Consider the following 26639-nt stretch of genomic DNA (forward strand, 5'->3'; position numbering starts at 1 on the left):
GGCTCGTCACGTGAGATCTGTCCCACCCGGTCTGCCAGGACCGCCATTCAGCGGCGGTCCGCCCGTGAGCCAGACCCGGCGGAGAACATCTCACCTTCTGACTGTCAGCCCTGCTGGGCAATCAGGCTCGCTGGGCGCAGGTCGGTCCAGTTGGACTCGACATAGGCGAGGCAGGCCGCACGGGTGTCCTCACCGAAGGCGGTCCGCCACCCGGCGGGGACCTCGGCGAAGGACGGCCACAGCGAGTGCTGGTTCTCTTCGTTGACCAGGACCAGGAAGCGGCCCTGCGGGTCCTCGAACGGGTTGGTGCTCATACGTCGTCACTCCTCGTGGACTCTGCGATGAACAGCTCGGAGAGCGGCTGCTCGGGGTCGGCCGCGGCGGTGCGCAGCAGTGTCTGAAGCTCGTCGGCAAGCTGCCGGGCCTTGGCCGGGCCGAGCAGGCTGTGGGCGTAGCTGAGTTCACAGTGCACGGGGCCGTCGCCCGGCGGCTCGTAGAAGCTGAGGGTCAGCTCCGTCCGCGCCGTGCCGGTTGGTACGGCATGGAAGGATCCCATGCCGCCCTCCAGCTGCCCGAGGTCCGCCTGCTCGTGGTGGATCACCATGACCTGCGGGCCCTGCGGTGGCAGACCGGTGGCCCGGACGACCGCATCGAACGGCACGTCCTGCCGTTCCAGCGCGTTGAGCGTGGTCTCCCGCACCCGGGTCAGCAGCTCGGTGAAGGCCGGGTCGCCGGCCGTGTCGGTCCGAAGCACCACGGTGTTGAGGAAGCAGCCGACCAGATCGGCCAGCTGGTCATCGCCACGGCCGGCGACCATCGTACCGATGGGCAGATCGGTGCCCGCACCATGGCCGGTGAGCAGGGCCGCCAGGGCCGAGTGCAGCACCATGAACATGCTGGTGCCGGTTGCCCGGGCCAGCTCGTCCACGGCCGCGTGCAGGTGCTCGTCCAGGACGAAGCCCACGTAGTCACCGCCCTCGGCGGACAGGCGCGGGCCGTCCGTCGGAAGCGCCAGTTCCGGCGGGGCGTCGTGGAGCGTCCGCCGCCAGTACGCGAGCTGCTGCCCGCCCCGGCTGTCGGGGTCGGCGAGGTCGCCCAGCACCTCATGCGCCCAGCGGGTGTAGTCCCGGTACGTCACCGGCAACGGCTCCCACTCGGGTGCCCGGCCCATCGCGCGGGCCGCGTACGCCGTGGTGAGGTCGCGGAACAGCGGTACCACCGACCATTCGTCCACCGCGAGGTAGTGCATGGTCAGCAGGAGCGCCTGGGCGCCAGCCGGGTCCGTCAGCAGGCAGGCCCGCAGCGGGGCATCGTGCTCCAGGTCCGGGTTCGCCGCGGCGAGTTCCGCGAGTCGGGCGTCCAGGTCGGCGCACCGGTCGACGGCGAGGGCTGTGCCTTCGACCGGCAGCTGGAGCAACCCGCCGTCGTGCTCGGTGAAGGCCGTGCGCAGCGGCTCGTGCCGGGCGACCAGGTCGGCGAGGGCCGTGGCCAGGACCTCGGCGTCCACGCCGCCCTCAGAGGAGCGCAGGACCAGGGCACTGTCGAAGCCGGGGGCGCGGCGGTGCGACTCCCACTGCCAGCGCTGGACCGGTGCGGCCGGCAGGAGGCCGCCGCCCGCGTCCTCGGTCGGCTGCAGTGCCGGACGCGCGGCTGCCGCGCCTTCCAACTTGCCGGCCAGACCGGCCACCGTCAGCGCGTCGAAGACGTCGCGGATGCTCAGCTCCACGCCGCACTCGGCGCGGATGCGGCCCAGGAGCCGCATCGAGGCCATGGAGTGGCCGCCCAGCGCGAAGAAGTTGTCGTGGATGCCGACGTTGTCCAGTCTGAGGATGTCGCAGAACAGGGCCGCCAGGCGGGCCTGCGTCTCGGTGGCCGGACGGGCGTCGCCGGTCATCGTGGACCAGTCGGGCATGGGCAGCGCCTTGCGGTCCAGCTTGCCGTTGGGCGTGAGCGGCAGCGGGCCGTCCAGCGCCACGACGAGCGTCGGGACCATGTACTCGGGCACCAGCCCGGCCACGTGGGCGCGCAGCTCCTGTGGGTCCGGTTCCCCCGACCCCGGTACCGCGTATCCGATCAGGCGCACGATGTCGCCGTCCCGGTCCGGCAGTACGGCGGCCTGGGCGACCGACGGGTGCGAGGCGAGCGCGGCCTCGATCTCGCCGAGCTCGATGCGGAAGCCGCGCACCTTCACCTGCGTGTCGACCCGGCCGAGGAAGTCGAGGTTGCCGTCGGCGCGCCAGCGGGCGCGGTCGCCGGTGCGGTACATGCGGCGTCCGGCGGCGCCGAAGGGGTCCGCGACGAAGCGCTCCGAGGTGAGCCCCGCCCTGCCGAGGTAGCCGAGCGCCAGGCCGCGGCCGGCGACGTACAGCTCGCCCACGACGCCCGGCGGGACCGGACGCAGCTGGTCGTCCAGGACGTAGCAGCGGGTGTTGGGGTCGGGCCGGCCGATGGGAACCCGGCCGCCCGGTCGGCCGCCGTACTCGCGCGCAGCCCACAGGGTGGAGTTGACCGTCGCCTCGGTGAGCCCGTACGCGCAGATCAGGTTGGCCGTGGCGCCGAAGCGTTCGAAGAGGTCCGGCGGCACCGTCTCGGTGCCGACGAGGACCGTGGAGCCCTCGGGCAACTCGCAGCCCGGCGGCAGCGCCGACACCAGCGACGGCGGCAGGATCATGTGGGTGATCCGCTGATCGGTGAGGAAGTCGGTGAGCGCGGGGCCGGCGACCCGCGCCTCGTCGGTGATGAGGACGAGTCGTCCGCCGTGGCACAGGGCCATCGCCAGCTCGAAGACGAAGACGTCGAAGCCGATCGAGGCGAACTGCAGGACCCGGCTGTCCGGCTCCAGACCCATCCGATCAACGGCGGTGGCCACCAGACTGGCGATGCCTTCGTGCGGGACGACGACGCCCTTGGGCCGGCCGGTGGAACCGGAGGTGTAGATGACGTACGCGGCCTGGTCCAGGCCTACCCGCACGCCCTCGATGGCGGCTTCGGACAGCGCCTCCAACTCGGTGGCGGTCTGCGGCGCGTCGAGCAGCACCAGCGGTACGTCCGCCACCGGGGGGATCTTCCCGGCCACCGGTTCGGTGCCGACGACCAGCGCCGCCCCCGAGTCCTCGATCATGTGGGCGAGGCGGTCAGCGGGCTGGGCCAGGTCGAGCGGCAAGAACGCGGCGCCCAGCTTGAGCACGGCCAGCACCGTGGCGATCATGTCGGCCGAGCGGGGCACGGCCACGCCGACCACGCTCTCGGCGCCCACACCGTGCGCGGCGAGCAGCCGGGCGGTCCGGTTGGCCCGGGCGTCCAGCCGCTCGTACGTCAGCGAGCGCGCGTGGTCCACGACGGCGACCGCGTCGGGCCGCTCGGCCAGCCGCCGCGCGAACAGGGCCGGCAGGGTCTCCTCGTCGACCTCGCGGGGAGCGCCGTTGAAGCGTTCAAGGACCAGGTGACGCTCGCCGGGGTTGAGGACCTCCGCCTGCGAGACAGGCTCGCCGGGCGCCGCGACCAGGGCCGCGACCAGGGTGCGCAGCCGTTCCCCGATCCGCTCGGCCGTCTCCTGGTCGAAGAGCTCGGTGGCGAACTCCAGCCGGCAGACCAGCGATCCGGCGCTGCCGTCGGCCTCCGTGTGCTCGGTGAAGCTGAAGACCAGGTCGAACTTGGCGGAGCGGATGCGGAACGGCACGGGCTCCACGCCGAGCCCGGCCAGATCCAGCTCCTCGCCGACGCGGGCGTGATAGCCGACCATCACCTGGAACAGTGGGTTCCGGGACAGTGACCGGGTCGGGTTGAGCTTCTCGACGACCGACTCGAACGGCACGTCCGCGTGGGAGAACGCCGCCAGGTCCGTCTCGCGGACCCGGGCCAGCAGCTCGGTGAAGCTCGGGTCGCCGCTCAGGTCGGTGCGCAGGACGAGCGTGTTGACGAAGAAGCCGACCAGGTCGTCCAGCGCCTCGTCGCCGCGGCCCGCGATGGGTGAACCGAGCGGGATGTCCGTTCCCGCCCCCAGCCGGTGCAGCAGGGCGGCGACGGCCGCGTGTACGACCATGAACATGCTGGCGCCGGTCTCGCGGGCGATCCGCCTGAGTCCTTCGTGGATGTCTGGGTCGAACGCGATGTCCAACTCGGCGCCGGTGAAGGCGGGGCGGGCCGGGCGGGGCCGGTCGGTGGGCAGCTCCAGCTCCTCCGGCGCCCCGTCCAGGACCGAGTGCCAGTGGTCCAGCTGGCGGGCGGCCAGGCTGTCCGCATCCGCCGGGTCGCCGAGTAGCCGCTGCTGCCACAGCGCGTAGTCGGCGTACTGGACCGGCAGCGGCTCCCAGCTGGGGGCGGTGCCGCCGTCGAGGCGGGACGCGTAGGCCGTGCCGAGGTCGCGCAGGAATGGCCGGTCCGACCATTCGTCGGTGGTGATGTGGTGCAGCAGGATCACAACGACGTGCTCGTCCGGCGTCACCTCGATGACCGTGGCCCGCAGCGGCAGTTCGGCGGCGAGGTCGAAGGGTCGGTTGATCGCGGCGTCGACCAGGCCGGGCACCTCGTTCTCGGCGGCCCGCAGGTGCTCGACCGCGGGCTGGGACTCCTCGGCGGATAGGACCCGCTGGAAGGCCTGGCCATCGCGTTCCGCGAAGACGGTGCGCAGGGCCTCGTGACGGGCCGTCACGTCGGCGAGGGCCGCGGTCCAGGCGTCCAGGTCCAGGGCCCCGCGCAGCCGCATGACCAGCGGGAAGTTGTACGCCGTGGAGGTGCACTCGATGTGCTGGATGACCCACAGCCGCTGCTGGGCGTGAGACAGCGGCAGCTCGGCGGGCCGCTCACCGATGGTCAGCGCGGGCTGGGCGGCACCCCCGGAGCGGGCCACGCGGTCCACCAGCTCCGCCACGGTGGGCGCCTCGAACAGGTCGCGGATGGCGAGCTCGGCGGCGAGCGCGGTGCGGGCGCGGCTGATCAGGCGGGTGGCCAACAGGGAGTGGCCGCCCAGCTCGAAGAAGTCGCTGTCGATGCCGACGCTGCCCACGGGCAGGCCGAGAATCTCCGCGAACAGCGCGCACAGCGTCTCCTCCGCTGGGGTGCGCGGGGTGCGGCTGGGGCCCGTCCCGCCGAAATCGGGGGCGGGCAGCGCACGAACGTTCAGCTTGCCGTTGACGGTCAGCGGGAGTGTGGCGACGGGCACCAAGGCGGCCGGAACCATGTAGTCCGGCAACCCGGCCTTCACCTGCTCGCGCAGGCGCTGCAGGAGCTCTTCCCCCGCCTCGGCGCCGGCCTCAGGTACGAAGTATCCGACCAGGCGTTTGCTGCCGGTCGCCTCGCTGACGATCACGGCGGCGTGCGCCACCTCGGGGTGCGCCGACAGGGCGGCGGCGATCTCACCCAGTTCGATTCGGTACCCGCGGATCTTCACCTGGTCGTCGGTGCGGCCGAGGAAGTCCAGCAGACCGTCGGGGCGCTGCCGAACGAGGTCTCCGGTGCGGTACATCCGCATCCCCGGCGCCCCGAACGGGTCCGCGACGAACCGCTCGGCGCTCAGGCCGGGCCGGTCGTGGTAGCCGCGGGCCAGGCCGGTGCCCGCGATATACAGCTCGCCGGGGCAACCTGGCGGGACCGGTCGCAGCATGGCGTCCAGGACGTAGGCGCGGGTGTTGCGGATGGGCAGGCCGACCGTGGGGGTGGCGCTGTCGGCGGTGGAGCCGCCCAGGGTGTTGATCGTGTACTCGGTCGGGCCGTACAGGTTGTAGCCGTACGTGCCGTCAGTGCGACGCAGCTTCGTCCACACCGTGTCCGAGACGGCCTCGCCGCCGAGCAGGACGAGCGCGGGGCGGTGCTTCCCGGCCTCCTCGTCGTGATCGAGGAGGCCCTCCTCGATGAGTAACTGGGCGTAGGTGGGCGTCACGTTGACCACGTCGATGCGGTGGCTGTCACAGTAGGCGACCAGGGCCTCGGCGTCGCGGCGGAGCTCCTCGTCGCAGACGTGGACCTCATGGCCCTCGACGAGCCATAGCAGTTCCTCCCAGGACATGTCGAAGGCGAAGGAGACGGTGTGCGCGATACGTAGTCGCCGTCCACCGGCCGAGGCGATCGCCGGGTCGAAAATCTCCTTCTGGTGGTTGAGCTGCATGTTCGTCAGGCCCCGGTAGGGGGTGACGACACCCTTGGGCGTGCCGGTGGAGCCGGACGTGTAGATGACGTACGCCGGGTGCTCAAGGCGGTCCACCCGGTCCTGGGCGAACGCGGGCCGCTCGGCGTCGCTGACCTCGCCACCCGGGAGCCCGACCAGCTCGGCCACCACGGCCTCGTCATCCAGCAGTACTTCCGGGGCGAGCGGGCCGGCCTCGCCGCGCAGGGCCGGGGCCACGGCGGTGGTGGACAGCAGGCACAGCGGCCCGGTGTCCGCGATCATCAGCCGTAGCCGGTCCGCCGGGTGGTCCAGGTCCAGCGGCAGGTACGCCGCTCCCGTGCGCAGTACGGCGAACAGCGCGGCCACCATCTCGATGGAACGCGGCAGTGCCAGGGCGACGGTCTTCTCCGGTCCGGCACCCCGGGCGAGCAGCAGCCGGGCGATCCGGTTGATGTGCGCGTCCAGTTCGGCGTACGTGAGGGCGCGCTCGCCGAAGACCAGGGCGACGGCGTCCGGGGTACGGGCCACCTGGGCGGTCAGCATGTCCGCGACGGTCTCGTTCGGCAACGGCTCCTGACTTCCCGCCCAGTCGGTGGCGAGGGACTCGCGCTCGCCGGGCAGCAGCAGGTCCAGGGTGCCGGTGCGGGCGGTCAGGTCGCCGATCAGTCGCTCCACGAGGGCGCCGAAGCGGTCCAGAGTGGCCGCTGCCTGTTCGTCATCCACCAGGTCGGGGCGGTACTCCAGTTTGACCTGGACCGTCTCGGCCGGGTTGACGATCAGCGTCATCGGGTAGTGGGTGGCGTCCACGCTACCCACGCCGGTGATGCCGTGGCTCTCCGCCAGCTGTCGGAAGGCGCCCTCGTCAGCGAAGTTCTGCAGGACATACAGGGTGTCGAAGAGAGTCGGATGGCCGCCGGCGCGCTGGAGTTCGGCGAGGCCCAGGTACTCGTGGTCCATCAGCGTGACCCGCTCGGCCTGGATGCGACGCAGTAGGTCACCGATTGGCTCGGCCGGATCGAGGGTGATCCGCTGGGGCACGGTGTTGAGGAACATGCCGATGGTGGTCTCGACCCTGGCTACGTCCGCGGGGCGGCCGGCAACGGTGGCGCCGAACACCACGTCGTCGCGGCCCACGGTGGCGGACAGGACCAGCGCCCATGCGGCGGACAGCACCGCGTTGATGGTCAGGCCGTGCTCGCGGGCGGAGGATCGCAACCGCTCACTCAGCGGCCGGCCCAGGCTGAGGGTGCGGCGGTGCGGGATGGTCGGCTCGTCGCCGCGTTCCCGGGCAATGAGGGTGGGCTCGTCCAATCCCGCGAGGGCGCTACGCCAGGTCTCGAGGGCCGCGTCGAAGTCCTGGCCGGCGAGCCAGCTCAGGTAGTCGCGGTAGCTGCCGGCGGCGGGCAGGGCGCTGTCGTCGCCGGACGCCGCGTACAGCTCCAGGAACTCGTCGAGGAAGAGGGACTGGGACCAGCCGTCCCACGCGATCAGGTGGTGGCTGAGCATCAGGCGGTCGGTGGTGTCGGTGAGCCGGATCAGGGTGAGCCGGAACAGCGGGGGTGCCGCCAGGTCGAACCGCTTGTGCCGGTCGGCGTCGGAGATCGCCGCGAGCCGGGCCCGCCGCTCGGTCTCGGGCAGGCCGGTCAGGTCGATCTCGGTGAGCGGTGCGGGCAACTCGGAGGGCGGGCAGACGAACTGCGCGGGCTCCGGGAGACCGTCGCTGACGATGCCCGCGCGCAGGCTGGGGTGCCGGCGCAGCAGGGTCGCGCAGGCGGCGCGCAGCCGGTCGGCGTCGAGCCGGCGGTCGAAGTCGAAGGTGTCCTGCGCGGTGTAGACGTCCAGCGCCGTCGTGTCGTAGCTGGCGTGGAAGTAGATCCCCTCCTGGAGCGGCGACAGCGGCCAGATGTCGGCCACCGGCGCCGGGCTGACCCCTTCGACCAGGTCGATGTCGGCCTGGGTGAGGGTGACCAGCGAGACGTCCGAGGGGGTGAGGCCGGGGCGGGTGCCGGGGGCGGCGGTCCGGCCGACGAGGTCACGCAGGGCGTCGGCCCAGGCCTCGCCCAGGGCGTGGACGTCGTCCTCGGTCAGTGCGGTGCCGTCTGGCCAGGTCCAGGTGGCGCGCAGTTCGGGGCCGTCCGGGGTCTCCGCGCACACGACGTTGACCTGGAGCGGGTACGGCATGGCCAGATCAGCGTCCGGCTCGACAGCCAGCGCATCGGACTCGACGGCCGGGGCCCAGTCCACGGCTTGGTCGGCGGGCAGCCGGCCGAAGTAGTTGAACAGCACCTGGGCGGTGGACAACTGGGAGAACACCGGGGCGAGCTGCGGGTTGAGGTAGCGCAGCATGCCGTACCCGGCACCGGAGTCGGGCGCGGAACGAACCGACTCCTTGACCTGCTTCAGCACGTCGAGGGGGTCCTCGGCGGCGGGCAGCCGGACTGGGTGGAGGCTGGTGAACCAGCCCACGGTGCGGGAGAGGTCGGCGTCGCCGACCCCATCGCGGCCGTGGCGTTCCAGGTCGACCAGCAGGTCGCCGTCCTGGCCCGAGCGGTGGCGCGACACGGCCAGCCGCAGCGCGGCGAGCAGCACCTCGGTGACGTCGGCGCCGGCGGCCGCGGGCACGGTGGTGAGCAGCGCCCGGGTCGGGTCGGCGGGCAGCGTGACGACGTGCTCCCGGGCCGCACCCGCGGTTCCGGTGCGGGTGGCTCCGGCGACGAGCTCGGCGCCGGGGGCCAGGGTCTTGGCCCAGTGGGGCAGTTCGGCCTGCCGTTGCGGCGAGGAGGCCTGCTCGGCGACCTCCCGGGCGAAGCGGCGCAGGGAGGTGGGCACCGGCTCCAGGGCCGGGCGCTCTCCGTGGACGATGGCCTCCCACGCGGTGGCGAGGTCGCCGAGGAGCACCCGCCAGGACACTCCGTCCATCACGAGGTGGTGGACGACGAGTAGCAGCCGGCCGGGCCGCTCGGCGCCCGCGTCGAACCACACGGCCTGCACCGTGACACCGCTGTCGGGGTCGAGCCGGTCCGCGGCGGCGTCGGATTCCTCGGTGACGGCCTTGCGCAGCCCCGCCTGGGTCAGGTCGCACACGTCGACGCGGCGCAGCAGCTCGGCGGCGTCCACCGATCCGGCGGGGGTCGTCCGGGCGGACCACAGCGCGGGGATGGCCGGACCCAGGTCCATCCGGGCCAGGGTGAGGCGCAGCCCGTCGTGGTGGTCGAGGACGGCCTGGAGGACCTGCGCCAGCTTGCCGGCGTCCGCGCCGGCGGGTGCCTGGAGCAGCATCGAGAGGTTGAAGCGGCCAATCGTGCCGCCGTCCTCGCGGAGCTGGTGGACGATCGGCAGCAGGGTGATGTCGCCGACGCCGTCGGAGTCCGTGGCCACGGGCGCGAGGGTGGCCTGTGTGCCGTTGAGGGCGGCCGCGAGGGCGGCCGGGGTGCGGTGCGCGAAGATGTCGCGCGGAGTCACCGCCAGGCCGGCCCGGCGGGCGCGGCTGGAGACCGACATGGACAGGATGCTGTCACCGCCCAGGACGAAGAAGTCCTCGTCGGCGTTGACGTCGTCGATACCGAGCACGTCGGCGAAGATGCCGCAGAGCTGCTGCTCGCGACCCTCGCGGGCGTCGCGGGCCGGCCGTCTGCGGACCTCGGGCGCGGGCAGCGCTGCGAGATCGGTCTTCCCGCCGGGCGTCAGCGGTAGCGCGTCGAGCCGTACGAAGTGGCCGGGCACCATCGCGGCGGGCAGCGAGCCGGTCAGCGCCGCACGCACCGCCTCGGTGTCCAGTTCCCGCGCTCCTGCTGCCGGTACCAGGTAGGCCACCAGCTGCTTGACTCGCCGCTCGTCCTCGCGTGCCACGACGACCGCGTCGCCGACGGCCGGCTCGTCACGCAGCCGGGCCTCGATTTCCCCGAGTTCCACCCGGTTACCCCTGATCTTGACCTGGTGGTCGGTGCGCCCAAGGTAGGTGAGCACGCCGTCTCCACTGAACTGAACCATGTCTCCGGTGCGGTACATCCGCTCTCCCGGACCGCCGAACGGATCGGCGACGAAGCGCTCCGCGGTCAGCCCGGGGCGACCGAGATAGCCGCGGGCCAGCTGGGCGCCCGCGATGTAGAGCTCACCCGGCTCGCCCGCCGCCATCGGACGCAGGTAGGCGTCGAGGACGTACAGGCGGGTGTTCGACACCGGTCGTCCGATCGGGATGGTGCCGGCGTCCTCGGTGCGGAAGCCGGCCTCCCAACTGGTCACCTGGATGGTGGCCTCGGTGGGGCCGTACACGTTGAACAGCGGCACCCCGGTGCGCTCCCGCCAGCGCCGGGCAAGCGGTGCCGGCAGGGACTCGCCGCCGCTGAAGGCGCGGCGCAGCGTGGCCCACCACTCGTCCGGGCCTTCCTCAGCGAGTAGCGCACCATAAAGTGAGGGCACCAGGTCGATGCTGGTGACCCGCTCGCGGCGGACCAGGTCGACCAGGTACGCCGGGTCGCGGTGCCCGTCGGGGCGGGCGATCACCACGGTTCCGCCGGTGAGCAGCGGGGTGAAGATCTCCAGCAGGGACGGGTCGAAGCTGGTCGAGTACTGGTGCAGGACCCGCTCGCCGGGGCCGAACCCGAACCGCTCGGCGGTCCAGGCGAGCTGGCTGGTGGCCGCGCGGTGGGACACGACGACGCCCTTGGGGCGGCCGGTGGACCCGGAGGTATAGATCACGTACGCCGCGTCGTCCGGGTGGACGGACATGGCCACGGGCGCCGGGACCGGCTGGTCCGCACCGAGGAGAACGTGCGTCACGCCGTCGAGGAGGGGCAGCCGGGTCTGGGACGCGGCTGTGACGACGACGGTCCGCGCCCCGGCGTCTTCGAGCAGGTAGCGGATCCGGTCAGCCGGGTGGTCGACGTCGACCGGCAGGTAGGCGGCGCCGGCCTTGAGGACGCCGAGCAGGGCTGCCAGGGCCTCGGCGGATCGGGGTACGGCGACGGCGACGACGGACCCGGGCGTCACGCCCTGCGCGACCAGTCGGCCGGCCAGTGCCTCGGCGCGCGCGTCCAGGTCGGCGTACGTGGTCCGCCCGTCCTCGTGGATCAGGGCGGTGGCGTCCGGGGTCCGGCGGGCCTGCCGGCCGAATGCCCCGTGCACGGTGTCGTCGGGCAGGGGCAGGTCCTCACCGGCCATCTGGTCGAGGGCGGCCCGGTCCTCGCCGGGAGCATTGAGCGCGAGCCGCGCCACCGGGCAGAGCGGGTCCGTGACGAGCCGGCCGAGCAACGCCCGCAACCGGCCGGCGAACCGGGTGGCGGCGGCGGGGGCGACGCGGGCCGGGTCGTGGTCCAGGCGCAGCTGGAGCTTCTCGCCAGGCAGGACGGTCAGGGCCAGCGGATAGTGCACCGCGTCCCGGATGTGTGAGCCGGTCACCCGCACCAGTCCGGCTGGGTCGGCGGGCTCGCCCGCCTCCGGCAGGTTCTCCACGACGGCCAGCGCCTCGAACAGCTCACCGCGGCCGAGGGCACGCTGGATCTCGGCGAGTCCGACGTGCTGGTGCTCCAGCAGATCGGCCTGCTCGTCCTGGAACCGCGCGAGCACGTCGGCCAGCGACTGCTCGGGCCGCCACCGCAGCCGCGCGGGCAGGGTGTTGATAAGGAGGCCGACCACGGATTCCACGCCCTCGACAGGGGCCTGGCGGCCGGAGACGGTGCTGCCGAAGACGAGGTCACGGGTGCCGGTCAGATCGCCGAGTAGAAGGCCGAAGCCGCCCTGGACGACGCTGCCGAGGGTCAGCCCGAGCGACCGGGCCCGCGCGGTGAGCGCGGCGGTGTCCTCGGCGGACAGGTCGACGGCAACGGTGTCGGTGCGGTGCGCTTCGGTGTCCGCGGCCCGCAGGGGGAGCCGGGCCGGGCCGTCGTAGCCGGCCAGCGCCTCGCGCCACGCGTCCAACGCGGCCAGGCGGTCGCGTCCGGCGAGCCAGCCGGCGTATGCCCGGTACGCCGGCTCGTCCCGCGGCCGCACGGGCTCGGCACCGGGACGGTAGCCGTCCAGCAGCTCGCGCATCAGGAGCGAGACCGACCAGCCGTCCACCACGATGTGGTGCAGGGTTAGTACCAGTTGGGAGCGGTCGGCCCCGTGCCGGACCAGTGCGGCCCGCAGCAGGGGCGGCACAGCCAGGTCAAAGGCCTCGGCCCGTTGCTCGCCGGCGATGGCCTCGGCGGCCGCCTGCCGGGCTTCGGGGTTTCGGTCGGACAGGTCGGCGTAGCGCCAGGGCAGGGCGGCGCGCCCTCCGACGAGCTGGAGGATGCGCCCGTCGGCCAGCTGGTGGAAGCCGGCGCGCAGCAGCGGGTGGCGGTCGAGGAGGCCCTGGATGGCGGCCCGCAGCGCCTCGGGGTCGACGTCGCCGGCCAGTTCGAGGGTGTTCTGTACGGCGTATCCGTCGGCACCCGCCTCATCGACGGTGGCGTGGAAGACGAAGCCCTCCTGGAGAGGGGTGGCGGGCACGGCGTCCACCAATCCCGGCACGGCGGCGGCGCACTCGGCGCGCTCGGCGTCCGTCAGCTCGACCAGGGAGAACGGCGCGGGCAGTGCGGCGCCGGCCGGGTGCGGAGCGTCCGCCGCGCCGGCCGCGTGACGGGCCAGGGCGGCGACGGTACGGTGCCGGAACACGTCGCGTGGAGCGAGCGGGAGACCGGCCTCGCGGGCGCGGTTGACGAGCTGGATCGCGATGATGCTGTCGCCGCCCAGTTCGAAGAAGCTGTCGTGCACGCCCACCGACGACAGGCCGAGCACGTCCGCGAACAGCCCGGCGAGCGTGGACTCGGCCGGGGTGGTGGGTGCGTCGTCCCCGCCCAGCACCGTCCACTGGGGCGCGGGCAGGGCGCGGGAGTCGAGCTTGCCGTTGGGCGTCAGCGGCAGCGGGCCGTCCAGCCGTACGACGGCGGAGGGGACCATGTAGTCGGGCAGCACGTCCGCGATCGTGGCGCGGGCCTCGGCCACGGCGGCCTCGGCGTCTGTGCCGGACTCGGCCACGAGGTACGCCACCAGCCGCTTCACCTTCCGGTGGTCCTCGCGGACCAGGACTGCGGCTTGGGCGATGCCTGGGCAGGCCATGAAGGCGCTCTCGATCTCGCCGGGTTCGATGCGGTGCCCACGGATCTTGATCTGGCCGTCCGTCCGACCCAGGAACTCCAGGTTGCCATCGACGCTCCAGCGCACCCGGTCACCGGTGCGGTACATCCGCGTACCCGGGCGCTCGGCGAAGGGATCGGCGACGAAGCGCTCCGAGGTGAGGCCGGGACGGCCGAGGTAGCCGCGGGCGAGTCCGCGGCCGGAGACGTAGAGCTCGCCCTCGGAGCCGACCGGGACTGGTCGCAGGGCCGAGTCGAGCACGTACACCCGGGTGTTGGGGTCGGGCCGACCGATCGGGGCGGGTCCGGGCCGGTCTTGCTCGGCGATCCACAATGTGGAGTTGACGGTCGCCTCGGTGAGTCCGTAGGCGACGACGACCTGGAGCCGCCCGGCCCATCGGGCGATAAGCTCGCTGGGCACCGCCTCGGTGCCGACCAGCAGCACGGCGCCGTCGGGCAGTTCACAGTCCCGCGGCAGCGCGGAGACCAGCGACGGCGGCAGGGCCATGTGGGTGGCACGGTGACGGGCGATGTAGTCGGTCAGCGCGGGGCTGGCGACACGGCGCTCGGTGGGGACGACAATGATCCGTCCGCCCACGCACAGCGCCATGATCAGCTCCCAGACCGTCACGTCGAACCCGACGGAGGCGAACTGCACCACGCGGCTGTCGGTGGTGATGCCGATCCGCTCGGTCGCGGTGGCGATCAGGCTACCGACACCGTCGTGCGAGAGCACGACGCCCTTGGGGCGGCCGGTCGAGCCCGACGTGTAGATGACATACGCGGCCTGGTCCAGGGCGACCGGCACGCTGGGGTTGGCGGCGTCGAGGGCGGCGCACTCGGCCGCCACCGACGGCTCGTCGAGGAACACCCGCTCGATGCGGGGAGTGGTGGGCAGGTCGGCGGACAGCTCCCGCGTCGTCACGACCGTCCGGGCGCCCGCGTCGTCCAGCATGTAGGCAATGCGGTCCGGCGGGTGGTCGGCGTCGAGCGGCAGGTACGCCGCGCCGGCTTTCATGACGGCCAGCAGGCAGACCACGAGTTCCGGGGAGCGCGGCAGGGCTACGGCCACGATGTCCTCGGCACCCACGCCCCGGGCGGCGAGTAGCCGGGCGAGGCGGTTCGCGGCGGCGTTCAGCTCGGCGTAGGTGAGCTTCCGGTCCTCGTACACGAGGGCAACGGAGTCCGAGGCGAGGCCGACCTGGCGCTCGAAGGCGGCGGGCCAGGACAGCTCCGGCGCTTCGTGGGGCGCCGTACCGAGCTCGCCGAGCAGCAGTTCACGTTCGGACTCAGCGGTCAGATCGATGCGGCCGAGCGGGCTGCCGGACTCCTCGGCGAAGGCGTCGAGGACGACGCCGAAGCGGCGCTGGTGGTCGGCCAGGGTCTCCTCGTCGCACATGTGGGCGTCCACGTCGAAAATGATCCGGACCGCGTCGCGCTGCCATTCGCCGACAATCACGGCCAGGTCGCTTACTGGTCCTGCCCACTGCGGGTGTAGGTCGGAGGTGTGGTCGCGGAGCCGGAGCCAGTCGGTGCCGGGCAGGATGTTGACCGTGGGGCCGACGAGTTGAGCCACGCCCTCGGCCAGGCCGAGGTCCTTGGCCAGTTCCTCGGCGCGGTAGCGGCTGTGCGTGATGGTCTCACCGATGCGGACCTTCACCTGGCCCATGAGCTCGACCGGGCTCATACCCGGGTGGACGCTCAGCCGGAGCGGGAGAGTGTTGGACACCATGCCGGGCACGTCCGCGGCCGTGGGATCCCGGCGAGTGGTGACTGGCAGCCCGAGCACGAGGTCCCTCGCTCCCGTGACCCGGTGCGTGTAGGCGGCGACGGCCGCCACCAGGAGCGCGGACAGGCGGACACCGGCATCCGCGGCGGTGCTCCGGAGGCGGGCGGTGTCCTGCTGGGACAGCTCCGTGGTGTGCCGGAAGCGGCGGGAGATCAGCGATGCGGAGCGCTCGACGAGGCGGACCGGTTCGGGCCGGTCCGCGAACCGGTCGAGCCAGAAGTCCCGGTCGGCGTGGTACTGCTTGGATGCACGGTAGGCCCGCTCGGAGTCCAGCAGCCTGCTCAGCGACCAGTCGACCTCGCCCGCCGGCTCGGCGGCGGTGTAGATGTCGCCGACCCTACGGGAGATCAGCGCCACGCCCACGCCGTCGATGACCATGTGGTGGTAACGCTGGCACCATAGGAGCCGGTCGTCCTCAAGCCGGATCAGGGTGTGTGCGAACAGCGGACCGTCCTGATCGAGTCCGGGCGCGCCTCGGCGGTCGGCCTCCATCCACTCCCAGGCGATGTGTTCGGCGTCGTCCGCACCGCGCAGGTCGACGGTGCGGACCTCGACGGGGAAGCGCCGGGGCCACTGGCGCGGGCGGCCGTCCTCGTCTCCGATCCGCACGTGGAGGCAGTCAGCCTCCTCGCTCACCTGCCGGATGGCGTCCGCCAAACAGTCGAGATCGACGTCCCCGCGTAGATGCACGGTGAATGAGACGGTGTACGCCGAGCTGTCCGGCTCGATCTGCTGGGCCAGCCAGATGCCGGATTGCCCACTAGTGACAGGGATACCGGCAGCCCGCGTCCGGTCCGACTCGGCGTTGACCATCGCTCGTGTGACCTCTCCCTGGTGGTGTGTCAGTGATGGTTGTGAGAGGGGGCGAGGAACGCCCGGCCGGGGGAGGCGTGCTCACCCGGCGGGCGGGGTTCGGCGGAGACGGATCCCACGGGGTGTGCGGGATCCGTCTCCGCCTGCTCGACGGCCTACTCGATGGCCTCGAGCATCGGGACGACCTGGTCGATCGCGTACGGGATCGACAGCACGGTGTTGAAGGAGAGCGCGGCACCGATGTCCGGGCTGTCGTAGGGCAGGAAGAGGTCCCGCTGCTCCTGGTTGACCTTGGTCTTCTGGTACAGCGGGTCGGCCTTCATCGCCTTCTCGGTGTCCAGGGTGCCCAGCCACACCGTGCGGTCGGCCTCCATGACGTCAAAGCGCTCGACGCTGAAGTCCATGAGGTTCTCCGTGCCGAGGGCGGCGCGGTACTCCTCGGAGGTGGTGAAGCCCATCTCCGTCAGGAAGACGACCTTTGGGTCCTTCGGGGAGAAGGCCGTGAACGTGCCCGGCTCGTAGGGCTCGCCGACGGCGACGGTCTTGCCGCTCCACTCCGGGTGCTTGTCACGGACGGCCTTGAACTTGGCGTCCACGTCGGCGATCAGCTTGGTGGTCTCGGCCTCCTTACCCAGCGACCTACCGATCTGCTGGGTCATGACCTTCCAGTCCGCCTGGTAGTCCTCGGCGCCCTTGGGCTGGGCGACGACCTTGGTAATCTTGGACAGGGTGTCGTACTGCTCCTTCTTCATGCCGGAGTACTGCGCGATGATCAGGTCCGGGTCGAGGGCGGCGATCTTCTCGACGTTGTACTCGTCGCGCTCACCGACGACCTCGGGCGGGGTCGAACCCCACTTGTCCTTGGCCCAGGACCACTTGCCGTAGGGCTGCTCCTTGAACCAGTCCACCGCGCCGACCGGCTTGACGCCCAGGGCGAGGGCCGTGTCATGGTCGGACAGGCCCAGCGTGACGATCCTCTTCGGCTCCTGGTCGATCGTCGTGCTGCCGTACTTGTGCTCGACTGTCACGGGGAATACTGCGGCCGAGTCCGCACTCGCCTCGCCCGAGGGCGTCGATTCGGAACTCTCCGCGCCGCCGCCGCAGGCGGCGAGGGCGAGAGTAGCGAGGGTGGCGACGGCCACGCGGGGGAGAGTTCTACCAAGGCGGGTACCAGGGAACACGGATATTCCTTTCACGAGGGGTCACAGTGCGCTCCCGAGCTGCCGGGAATGACGGCGCTACGGGCGGCCCGGGCAGTGTGGCCTGGGCTTGGGGCAGGACGGTCCAGCGGCCGGGGTGGCCACCCCGGCCAGGGGCTCCTATCGGGCGGCGGCGACCGACGGTGCGGCGTCGGGCATGACCTTGATGTCCCGGTCGAGGATCGACTCCAGGATCTCGCCGACCCGGATCGCGGTGTTGGACAGTAGGGAGGAGGTGATGCCGTGGGTGTGCTCGGTGTCGCCCTGGAGGTAGATGCCGCAGCGTAGTTCGGGGTCGGTCGCCACGCGGTAGTCGCGCTCGACGCGGACTCGACCCTGGTCGTCGCGGTGGCACCGGTCCGCGACCGCGCCGAGGGGGCCGAGGCCGTCGGCGGGCCGGTACCCGGTGGCGTACACGACGACGTCGGCGTCCAACCCGTGTTCCTCGCCGGTAGCGAGGGACCTGACGGTGACATGGACCCCGTCGGGCGTCTCCTCGACGTGCGTGAGGCGCGAGACGTTCAGGAAGCGCAGGCGCTCGGTGCCGAGCACTTTTTCCTGGTACGACTGTCGGTACAGGTCCTCGATGAGATCGATGTCCACCACGGAGTAGTTGGTGTTGCCGTGGTAGTCCATCAGCCTGTGTTTCACCTCGTCGGGCGCGGTGAAGTACTCGTCGACCGCCTGTGGGTCGAAGATGCGGTTGGCGAAGCTGCTGTCGTCGGCCGGGCTGTAGCCGTAGCGGGAGAAGACGGCGCAGATCTCGGCCTCCGGAAAGCGGCGGTGCAGGTAGGCGACGTTCTCGGCGGCGCTCTGGCCAGCGCCGACAACGACGAAGCGGGAAGGGTTGGTGCCTTCGAGGCCGTCCACCTTCGTCAGTAGTTCGGAGCTGTGCCAGATGCGCTCGGTCGGCTCGACGCCCTCCGGCATGACCGGGCGCAGCCCGGTGCTGACGACGAGGTTGCGGGCGCGGTGCACCACGACCTCGTCGCCGGACCGGGCCGTCACGTCGAGGTATTCCACCACTTCGTCGCGGACGACGGGCTCGACGGTGAGGACCTCGTGGCCGTACGAGACCATGTCGTCGACCTTCGCCGCGGCCCACTCGAAGTAGTCGTGGAATTCGACCCGGAGCGGGAAGAGGGTCTTGTGGTTGACGAAGTCGATCAGGCGGCCCTTGTCCCGGAGGTAGCAGAGAAAGCTGTACTCACTTGGTGGGTTCCGCAGCGTCACGAGGTCCTTCAAAAAGGACACCTGCATCGTCGCGTCGTCGATGAGCATGCCGCGGTGCCAGCCGAACCGGGGTTGCTGCTCGAAGAAGTGGGCGGTGACCGCCTCCTGCCTTCCCACGCGCGCGTTGTGCTCGTTCAGGGCGATGGCCATGGCTAGGTTCGACGGGCCGAAGCCGATGCCGATCAGATCGTGGATCAGTGGTGCGTCGCCAGGAAGAGTCTGTGACATGTCACTCCCATTCGTCCGGGATGGTCGCCCACCAGGCGTCGTTTCAGGGTGGGGCAAGGGGGAGCGAGGCACGTCGGAGGCCGACATGCCGAGCGGAGCCCAGGTAAGGCTAACCTAAGTTGACCATGTTGTCGATGGGCAAAGCGGGTAGTTCACTAGTTCGGGGGCAAGTCAGTCCGGTAACAGCCTTGTTGCGCTGCTTAGGTAAGGCTTGCTTTACTTAGCCTAGCATTCGCTCATTCTGAGGAGGAACCCGATGCGGGTCGTCATGTTCGGTTATCAGACCTGGGGCCATCGCACCCTGACGGCGCTGCTGGACTCCGAGCACGACGTGGTGATGGTCGTGACACACCCCAAGAGCGAGCATGCCTACGAGAAGATCTGGAGCGACTCAGTCGCCGAACTGGCCGAGGAGAACGGCGTCCCGGTCGTCATCCGCAACCGTCCCGACGACGAGGAGCTTATCCAGCGGCTCAAGGAAGCCGACCCGGACATCATCGTCGCCAACAACTGGCGGACCTGGATCCCGCCGCGCATCTACACCCTGCCACGGCACGGCACCCTCAACATCCACGACTCGCTGCTGCCCAAGTACGCCGGCTTCTCCCCACTGATCTGGGCACTCATCAACGGGGAGACCGAGGTTGGTGTCACGGCCCACATGATGGACGACGTGCTCGACGCTGGGGACATCGTGGACCAGCGCGCCGTACCCGTGGGCCCGACCGACACGACGACCGACCTGTTCCACAAGACGGTCGAACTGATCGCCCCCGTCACGATCGGAGCCCTGGCCCGCATCGCGGCTGGCGAGACCGAATTCACCCCGCAGTCCCGCGCTCAGGCCACCTTCTTCCACAAGCGGGCCGAGGAAGACATCCGGATCAACTGGGACTGGCCCGCCGAGGTCCTGGAGCGGCTGGTCCGCGCCCAGTCCGCTCCGTATCCAGCGGCCTTCACCTTCCACAAGGGCAAGCGCCTGGAGATCCTGGCCGCCGTCGTGTCTGAGGGCCGGTACGGCGGCACCCCTGGACGCATCTTCTACCGGGAGGGTGACGGCGTGGCGATCGTCGCCGGCGCCGATGCCCGTACGGGCCGTAACCATGGTCTGGTCATCACCCGCGTACGGACCGAGGACGGCCGGGAGCTGCCCGCGACGGAGTACCTCACGTCCATGGGCGGCTACCTCACCGACCGGCCCTGACGCCGGCGGCCCACTGCCGCCTCCTGATCACCGGCTCGTCGGCCGGCCCCGCCCGGGGCCGGCCATTCGCCGCCGCGCAAGATCGTGATCAGCGCGGCGGCGGAAGTTCTGGCCGGTCCGGCGGCCGCACTTGGCGCACTCCCGGGAATCGTTCACCCTCGGTCAGGGGTTGAGGCGCAGCCCGGCGATGAGGAGCTCAACCAGACGGCGTGCGTCGTAGCGGGGGTCCCTACCGGCGCCGATGCACAGGTTGCCCACGCCGCGCATGAGTTCGTAGGCAGCCACGTCGGGGCGCACCTCCCCCGCGGTGGCCGCGGCGTCGAGTAGCCGGGTGCACACGGGGACGAGGCGGTCGAGGAAGTAGGCGTGTAGCGCCTCGAAGGTGGTGTCGTCGGACTGGAGCGCTTCGGCGAGGCCGTGCTTGGTGACCAGGAAGTCGACAAAGAGGTCGATCCACTGCGCGAGGGCGGCGAATGGGGTGTCGCTCGTCGCCAGCAGTGTCGGGCCGGCCTCGGCGGCGGCTTCGACCTGGTGTCGGTAGACGGCGATGACGAGGTCGGCGCGCGTCGGGAAGTGGCGGTAGATCGTGCCGACACCCACCCCGGCCCGGGCGGCGATCTCGCGTACCGGCGCGTCCACGCCGGCGGCGAGAAAGGCGGCGGCGGCCGCGTCGAGCAGGCTCTGCTCGTTGCGTCGGGCATCGGCCCGCTTCCGCGCGGACGTCTGCGGCCCGTGGTCGGATGCGCTCACGATGCTGTTACCTCCATCACAATCAATGGCATGCGGAGTCAGGTTCCGTATTGTTGGGGCAAGCGGAACGGTGTTCCGCTTGATTGTGCGTCGGACCGCCCGCTCAGGTCCACGTATGCGCCTCACCCAGCACTTTCAAGGAGCTTCATCCATGTTCAACAGCGACGTAGCGGCAGGAGCGCCCACCCCGATCGTCTCGGTCAGCCCGGTGACCCTGCCGGCCGCGGACCGTGGCGAGGACCTGCAGATCCGGATCTCGGCCCCCGTGGCTGGACGCGAACTACCAATCATCATCTTCTCGCACGGCTTCGGCAAGTCGATGCGGGCATACGCCCCGCTGGTCGACTACTGGGCAGCACGCGGTTTTGTGGTGGCCCAGCCCACCCACCTTGACTCCCGCACGCTGAACATCGCGCCCGACGATCCCCGACACCCGGAGATCTGGCGCTTCCGCGTCGCCGACCTGAAGCGCACGCTCGACCACCTCGACGTCATCGAGGCCGCCGTTCCCGGTCTCGCCGGGCGACTCGACCGTGGCCGGATCGCCGCGGTTGGACACTCCTGGGGTGGCCAGACGGTCGGCATGCTGCTGGGCGCGCGGGTCCTCGGAGCTGATGGCCTTCCCGGCGAGAACATGTCCGACCCACGGGTCACCGCCGGTGTGCTGCTCTCCACGACCGGCACCGGCGGGGCCGACCTGAGTCCGTTCGCGGTCGAGCACTTTCCGTTCATGAGCCCAAGCTTCGCGGAGATGACAACGCCGGCGCTCGTGGTCGCGGGGGACAAGGACCAGTCGCCGCTCTCCGTACGCGGGCCGGACTGGTTCACCGATCCGTACCACCTGAGCCCCGGCCCCAAGAGCCTGCTCACCCTGTACGGGGCGGAGCACTCCCTGGGCGGAATCGCCGGCTACACCGTCACGGAAACGACCGACGAAAATCCCGAGCGAGTCGCCCTCATCCAGCAGCTCACCACGGCGTACCTGCGCAGCGCGCTCAATCCCGGCGACGACACGTGGGCGACGGCGCGCGCCGCGCTGCGGGACGACATCGACCGGCTGGGACAGGTCTCGGTCAAGTGACCGGGTCATCACCACGGTGATTCCCCACGCGGAACTGCGGTGAACACAGACGCGTTCACCGCAGTTCCGCGCTCCTATCGTCCACCGGTCGCAATATCAGCGAACCGGAGTGCCGATCTGCTCATCCGAGGCGCCAGCGCTGATTGGCGCCACCATGGCACTGGTAGGTCTGCAGCCGAGCACCGTCGGCGCTGTTTCCATTCTTGACATCAAGGCACTTGTTCGCCTGGGGGTTGACGAGTTCTCCCGCGTTGGTGAGCACCCACTGCTGGGCCGGGTTGCCGCTGCAGTAGGCCAGTTGCACCACCGCACCGTTCTGGACCGATCCCCAGGCCACATCCATGCAGAGGCCGAACGCCCGGATCGTGCCGTCGCCCGGGAAGGTCCAGTCCTGGGCGTTGGTGCCGTTGCAGTGCCACAGGTTCAGGTACTGGCCGTCGGCTCCGTTGGCGCCCGGCACGTCAACGCATTTGTTGGCGAGCCCGATGATCTGGTGGGTTGATCCGCCGCCAGACGTGGTCAGTGACAGTCCGTAGCGGGACAGGATCTCGTTGACCGGCTGGTAGACGGTGCTGCCGCCGGTGGTGCAGTTGCCCGAGCCACCCGAGGTGACGCCCTGCGCCTGGGAGCCGGCGACGAAGGACCCGCCGGAGTCGCCGGGTTGGGCACAGGCGGTGCTGCGGACCATCTCGTAGACGGGCCCGGCGGAGTAGTTGACGGTGACGTTCTTGGCGGTGATGGTGCCGCACCGCCAACCGGTGGTCCGGCCAGACCGACAGACCGCGGCACCGACCGCGGCTTCCTGCGAGCCGGTCACCGTGACCACATTGCCGTCGTAGGTGGACACCCACGGCCGGGGGATCCAGTTGGCGTTGGTTTCGATCCAGCCGAGGTCGTCGCCGGGGAACGAGGAGCCCCGGATGACCCCCTGCGCGGCCCCGGAGCCGGTGGTGGGTTCGCCGACGTTGCCGCAGTGTCCGGCGGTGACGAACCCGCCAGCGACCGCGAAGCCAATCGAGCAGATGAGGCGGCTGTTGATGACGTACTGGTCGCCGCCGCGGATGTCGTAGAACGGGCGGTAGGCCTCGGTGCTGGCCACCACCGACAGCGCGTCGTCGGGCAGCCCCGCGGCGCGGGCGAACGTGATGGCCGCCGCGGTGTTGCTGGCCTCGATCGACACCGTGTTGCTGGGCAGAGCGATATGCCAGGCATGTACCGCGGAGCCGGCGACCGTCGCCCGCCGGTCCAGCTTGGTGGTGAGCTGGCGCAGCTCGGCGAGGCTGCGGGTGACGATCCGGGGCTTCGCCCCGGCCGCGCGTACCTTGGCGGTGAGCGTGGGGTCGGTCAACCCGACCACCGTGGTGCGTCCGTCGGGGGCGACCCAGGTTCCGGCGTACGCGTCGGCCAGCTCGGCCCGCATTCGCGGCTCGATCGAAGACGCGGTGGCGTCAACGGCGAGTCGCGTGGCCAACTCCTCGGCGGTCAGTCCAAGGTCTCGGCGCAGCGCGTCGAGCTGGCTGGCCGGGACCAACGCCGGCGCAGCGGTGGCCGGTGTGGTGGCGGCCGTGGTAGCGGGTGTCGTTGCGGTGGCGGACGCGACCGCGGGTGGGACGACGGCCGGGCTGACAGTGGCGGGGCTGGCAGCGGCGGGGGTGGCAGCGGCGGGGGNGGCAGTGACCACGAGACAGGTGCCGAGGGCGAGACCCATCAGTGCGCTCAGCTTGCGGCTCATTCGCGTGACCTCCAGGGGGTGGTGGTGGGATCACGAGAGCGCTCTCACAGTTAAGTTAACTGCTTGTTAAGATATATGTCAATTTTCATTTATCTTCCTAGGGTCAAAGATCTTAACTGGGTCGGGGTTCCGGACCCTGGGCGGCGTCGAGGGTGGTGTCCGGACCCGGTCAGATCCAATTCTGGGGCCCCGACGGTGCGGCCGGTCACTCCGTGGTCAGGCGAGACTTCTGCACTTTGCCCAGGGCGTTGCGGGGTAGGGCGTCGACCCGCCGTACCTGCCGTGGGCGCTTGTGCACCGACAACTGTCGGGCCACGAAATCGATCAGTTCCGACTCCGCCACGCCGTCACTCACCACGTATGCCGTTACCTGCTGGCCGAGATCGGAGTCGGGGATGCCGACCACGGCAGCCTCCCGGACCCCCGGATGGGCCAGCAGCGCGTCCTCCACCTCGCCGGCCCCGATCCGATAGCCGCCACTCTTGATCAGGTCGGTGCCGGCCCGACCGACGATCCGATGCCAGCCGTCCGGACCAATCGTGGCCACGTCGCCGGTGCGGAACCAACCGTCGGACGTGCGGCTGGCCGCATCGGCCTCCGGTCGGCGCAGGTACCCGTCGAAGAGGGTGGGACCGCGCACCTGCAACTCACCCATGCTCTCCCCGTCGGCGGGCAACGGGGCGTCGCCGTCGTCCACCAGGCGGGTGCGCACCCCGGGCAGCGGCAGCCCCACCGCGTCCGGCCGGTGCGGACCGTCGGCGCGGGCGCTGACCGTGATCAACGTTTCGGTCATGCCGTACCGCTGCACGAGTCGGCGCCCGGTCAGCGCGGCGAGACCGGTGCCGACGGCCGTGGGCAGGGCGGCGCTGCCCGAAACCAGCAGCCGGGCCGAGCGCAGAGCCCGGGCGGCCGCCGGCGCGGCGGCGATCCGGGACCAGATGGTCGGCACCCCGAAGTAGAGCGAGCCGGCCGCGCCCGCATACCGCTCCGGGGTGGGCCGGCCCACGTGGTGCAGTCGGCTGCCCAGCCGCAGTGGGCCGAGCACACCGAGGACCAGGCCGTGCACGTGGAACAGGGGCAGCCCGTGCACCAGCAGATCGTCCGGGGTCCAGCCCCAGGCGTCGGCGAGCCCGTCCAGGCAGGCGGCGACGGCCCGGCGGGAGAGCACCACCCCCTTCGGTGCCCCCGTGGTGCCGCTGGTGTAGAGGATCAGCGCCGGGTCGGCGGGGTCGGGCTCCGGGCGGATGCTGTCCGCCCGGCGGGTGAGGTCGACCGGGATGAGGGGTCGGCCGGGGTGGTCGCCCCGACGTTTCCCGTGCGCCGGTACGAGTACCGCCTCGGCGCCCGAGTCGCGCAGGATGTGGTCCCGTTCCCGCGGCCCGGCGTCCGGCGGCACCGGCACGACCGCCGCGCCTGCCAGCAGCGCCCCGGCGACACCGACCACCGTCGCCAGATCCGTGCTGGCCTCGACGGCCACCCGGTCCAGGCCGTACAGGTCGTCGGCGACGGCCGCGGCGAGCCGCCGTAGCTCTCCCCAGGACACGCCCCGGTCGTTGATCTGGACCGCGTCCGGCCGCTCGTCAACGGACTCGGACAACCAGCTGAGTAGCCGCACCGGCCCACCCCTCCGCGCGTCGGATCCTTCGACCGTAGCCGCGCCCCGCCGCTGCGGCCCACCCGGCCCCGCCCCCGACCCACCCGGCTCCGGCCCACCCGGCCACCCCACCCCGGCCCGACCATTCCCGGCCCGGCCGACCTCGGCCAGTCGGTGCAGCGCAGCGGGGGTGCGGCGTGCCCGAGGCAGATTCGCCTCAGGTTTTGACGATGTTTGACGTTGTAACATGGTCAAGCGTGACAACCGTGAACATTGGGCCGACCGGGCAGGCCATCGACACCACCCGGCATCGGGCGCTCGGCACCTTCAGCCGGGCGTCAATCCTGGAATTGACCCGCACTGCCGAGGGTGGCCTCACCATCGCCGAGATCAGTGCGCGGACCGGCCTGCACCCCTCCACCGCCCGCAGCCACCTCGACCGGCTCGTCAACGCCGGGCTGCTGGTCAAGGCCCGCGCCAGCGGGGGGCAGCCGGGGCGGCCGGCCTGGCGCTACCGGACGGTGCCCGAGGAGGCCCCCGCGCCGGCGCCGTACCGCGCCCTCACCGCGGCTCTGCTCGATCACCTGGCCCGGCAGAGCCGGGGCGACGCCCGGGCCGAGGCCGTCCGCGCCGGCCACGACTGGGGGCGGCATCTCGCGGCGGCGACACCCCGAGGGGAAAAGCCGGTCGACACCGCGATAGCGGTCCTGCGCGGCCTGGGCTTCGACCCGGACCTGAAGCAGACGGCGGACGGGCACACCGAGATCCACCTGCACACCTGCCCCTTCCTCGAACTGGTGAGTCAGAATCCAGACGCCATCTGCGGGCTGCACGTCGGCGTCGTCCGGGGCGCGCTGGAGCAGGCGGGCGCCCCGGCAGGCGACACCGTGCTGGAGCCGTTCGGCGCGCCCACCGCCTGTGTGGTGCGGCTCTCCCTCCCGTCGGACGCCACCCGACCGGTATGAGCACCCAGTCGTCGGCGGCACCCAAGACCACCGGCCCCGCCACCGGCCGCCGGCCCGGCAACCGCCGGCCCGGCAACCGCCAGCGGGTGCTCCGCCGCTATCTACCGCCGCAGCACGGCGCCTGGGCGATGCTGCTCCTGCCGTACCTGGTCGGGGTCGTCGTGGTCGGACCAGGATGGCCGCAGTTGCCGCTGCTCGGCGCCTGGTTGGCCGGCTACCTGCTGTCCTACTACGTCTTCCAGGCCATCAAGAGTCGTCGACCGCGTCGCTATCTTGCCCAGATTCGGCTCTACGCCCTGGTCGCGGCGCCGTTGGCGCTGGCGGTGGTTTTCGTTCGGCCGGCTGTGCTCTGGTACGCCCCGGCCTTTGCGGCGCTGCTGGCGGTCAACGCCGGGTACGCGTGGCGCCGGCGCGAGCGGGCCCTGCTCAACGACCTCGCCTCGGTGCTGCAGAGCTGCCTGCTGATCTTTGTCGTGGCCACGATCGCGGGGGTGTCGCCGGAGCGGGTCGTCCCGGCCTTCGTGGTGCTGCTGCTCTACCTGACCGGAACCGTCTGCTACGTCAAGACCATGATCCGGGAGCGCGGCAGCACCTCCTACCGGCGCCTTTCCATCGGCTTCCACCTCGCGGCGCTCGTCGTGGCGACCCTGCTCGACGTCGGGCTCGCCCCGATCTTCCTGGTGTTGTTGATCCGGGCGTGGCTGCTGCCCGGCCGGGCGCTGCGTCCCGCCCCGGTCGGCATGATCGAGATCGCCTGTTCGGTCCTGGTGCTCGGCACGCTGGTGTTGGTCTCCTGACGGGCTGACCCCACGGCCGGGTGGCCGTGGGGCCAGCCCGCAGGATCCAACCGT

At 71.3% G+C, this 26639-nt stretch carries 11 protein-coding genes; 4 read left to right on the plus strand and 7 right to left on the minus strand.

Going from position 1 to position 26639, the window contains the following annotated elements; translation table 11 throughout:
- Nucleotides 1–104: 104 nt before the first annotated feature.
- From B118_RS0111725 to B118_RS0111740, 4 genes are all read right to left on the minus strand, one after another.
- Nucleotides 105–314: an MbtH family protein gene (locus B118_RS0111725; RefSeq protein ID WP_018811278.1), complete on the minus strand. Its 210-nt coding sequence runs from the start codon at nucleotides 312–314 to the stop codon at nucleotides 105–107.
- Nucleotides 311–15802, minus strand: coding sequence for a non-ribosomal peptide synthetase (locus B118_RS0111730; RefSeq protein ID WP_028192796.1), 15492 nt, complete (start codon nucleotides 15800–15802; stop codon nucleotides 311–313). The genes B118_RS0111725 and B118_RS0111730 overlap by 4 nt, the downstream gene beginning before the upstream one ends.
- A 155-nt stretch (nucleotides 15803–15957) precedes the next feature.
- Nucleotides 15958–16944: an iron-siderophore ABC transporter substrate-binding protein gene (locus B118_RS0111735; RefSeq protein WP_018827896.1), complete on the minus strand. Its 987-nt coding sequence runs from the start codon at nucleotides 16942–16944 to the stop codon at nucleotides 15958–15960.
- Between the two features lie 177 nt (nucleotides 16945–17121).
- Complete coding sequence (locus tag B118_RS0111740) at nucleotides 17122–18462, minus strand: lysine N(6)-hydroxylase/L-ornithine N(5)-oxygenase family protein (RefSeq protein WP_028192797.1); 1341 nt, start codon at nucleotides 18460–18462, stop codon at nucleotides 17122–17124.
- 256 nt (nucleotides 18463–18718) lie between these two features.
- Here B118_RS0111740 and B118_RS0111745 point away from each other — a divergent pair, with 256 nt between their 5' ends.
- On the plus strand, nucleotides 18719–19666 hold the full coding sequence (locus B118_RS0111745; protein WP_028192798.1) for a methionyl-tRNA formyltransferase: 948 nt from the start codon (nucleotides 18719–18721) through the stop codon (nucleotides 19664–19666).
- 162 nt (nucleotides 19667–19828) lie between these two features.
- Here the strand turns inward: B118_RS0111745 and B118_RS0111750 are convergent, their stop codons facing one another.
- Nucleotides 19829–20416 carry a TetR/AcrR family transcriptional regulator gene (locus tag B118_RS0111750; RefSeq protein ID WP_018223542.1) on the minus strand — a complete coding sequence of 196 codons (588 nt, stop codon included), beginning with the start codon at nucleotides 20414–20416 and terminating at the stop codon, nucleotides 19829–19831.
- Nucleotides 20417–20567: 151 nt separating this feature from the next.
- On the opposite strand from B118_RS0111750, the gene B118_RS0111755 reads away from it, so the two are divergent.
- Nucleotides 20568–21497, plus strand: coding sequence for an alpha/beta hydrolase family protein (locus B118_RS0111755; protein ID WP_028192799.1), 930 nt, complete (start codon nucleotides 20568–20570; stop codon nucleotides 21495–21497).
- Between the two features lie 121 nt (nucleotides 21498–21618).
- Here B118_RS0111755 and B118_RS0111760 read toward each other — a convergent pair whose 3' ends face one another.
- A complete protein-coding gene (locus B118_RS0111760) occupies nucleotides 21619–23229 on the minus strand; it encodes a ricin-type beta-trefoil lectin domain protein (protein ID WP_028192800.1) in 1611 nt (536 codons plus the stop codon).
- Nucleotides 23230–23434: 205 nt separating this feature from the next.
- Nucleotides 23435–24844 (minus strand): acyl-CoA synthetase, encoded by a 1410-nt coding sequence (locus B118_RS0111765; protein WP_028192801.1) that lies wholly within the window; start codon nucleotides 24842–24844, stop codon nucleotides 23435–23437.
- Nucleotides 24845–25089: 245 nt separating this feature from the next.
- Between B118_RS0111765 and B118_RS0111770 the strand changes: the two genes are divergently transcribed.
- Nucleotides 25090–25788, plus strand: coding sequence for a helix-turn-helix transcriptional regulator (locus B118_RS0111770; protein WP_018223546.1), 699 nt, complete (start codon nucleotides 25090–25092; stop codon nucleotides 25786–25788).
- A complete protein-coding gene (locus B118_RS0111775) occupies nucleotides 25785–26585 on the plus strand; it encodes a YwiC-like family protein (protein WP_028192802.1) in 801 nt (266 codons plus the stop codon). Before B118_RS0111770 ends, B118_RS0111775 begins: the two co-directional genes overlap by 4 nt.
- The last annotated feature ends 54 nt before the right edge of the window (nucleotides 26586–26639 follow it).

Origin of the sequence: Salinispora pacifica CNR114 (assembly GCF_000514775.1) — a bacterium.
In the GTDB taxonomy this organism is placed as follows: domain Bacteria; phylum Actinomycetota; class Actinomycetes; order Mycobacteriales; family Micromonosporaceae; genus Micromonospora; species Micromonospora pacifica.

Bases quoted from the DNA above. Each gene is read 5' to 3' on its own strand.
- B118_RS0111725 (WP_018811278.1), bottom strand. From the start codon at position 314: ATGAGCACCAACCCGTTCGAGGACCCGCAGGGCCGCTTCCTGGTCCTG.
- B118_RS0111730 (WP_028192796.1), bottom strand. From the start codon at position 15,802: ATGGTCAACGCCGAGTCGGACCGGACGCGGGCTGCCGGTATCCCTGTC.
- B118_RS0111740 (WP_028192797.1), bottom strand. From the start codon at position 18,462: ATGTCACAGACTCTTCCTGGCGACGCACCACTGATCCACGATCTGATC.
- B118_RS0111745 (WP_028192798.1), top strand. From the start codon at position 18,719: ATGCGGGTCGTCATGTTCGGTTATCAGACCTGGGGCCATCGCACCCTG.
- B118_RS0111755 (WP_028192799.1), top strand. From the start codon at position 20,568: ATGTTCAACAGCGACGTAGCGGCAGGAGCGCCCACCCCGATCGTCTCG.
- B118_RS0111775 (WP_028192802.1), top strand. From the start codon at position 25,785: ATGAGCACCCAGTCGTCGGCGGCACCCAAGACCACCGGCCCCGCCACC.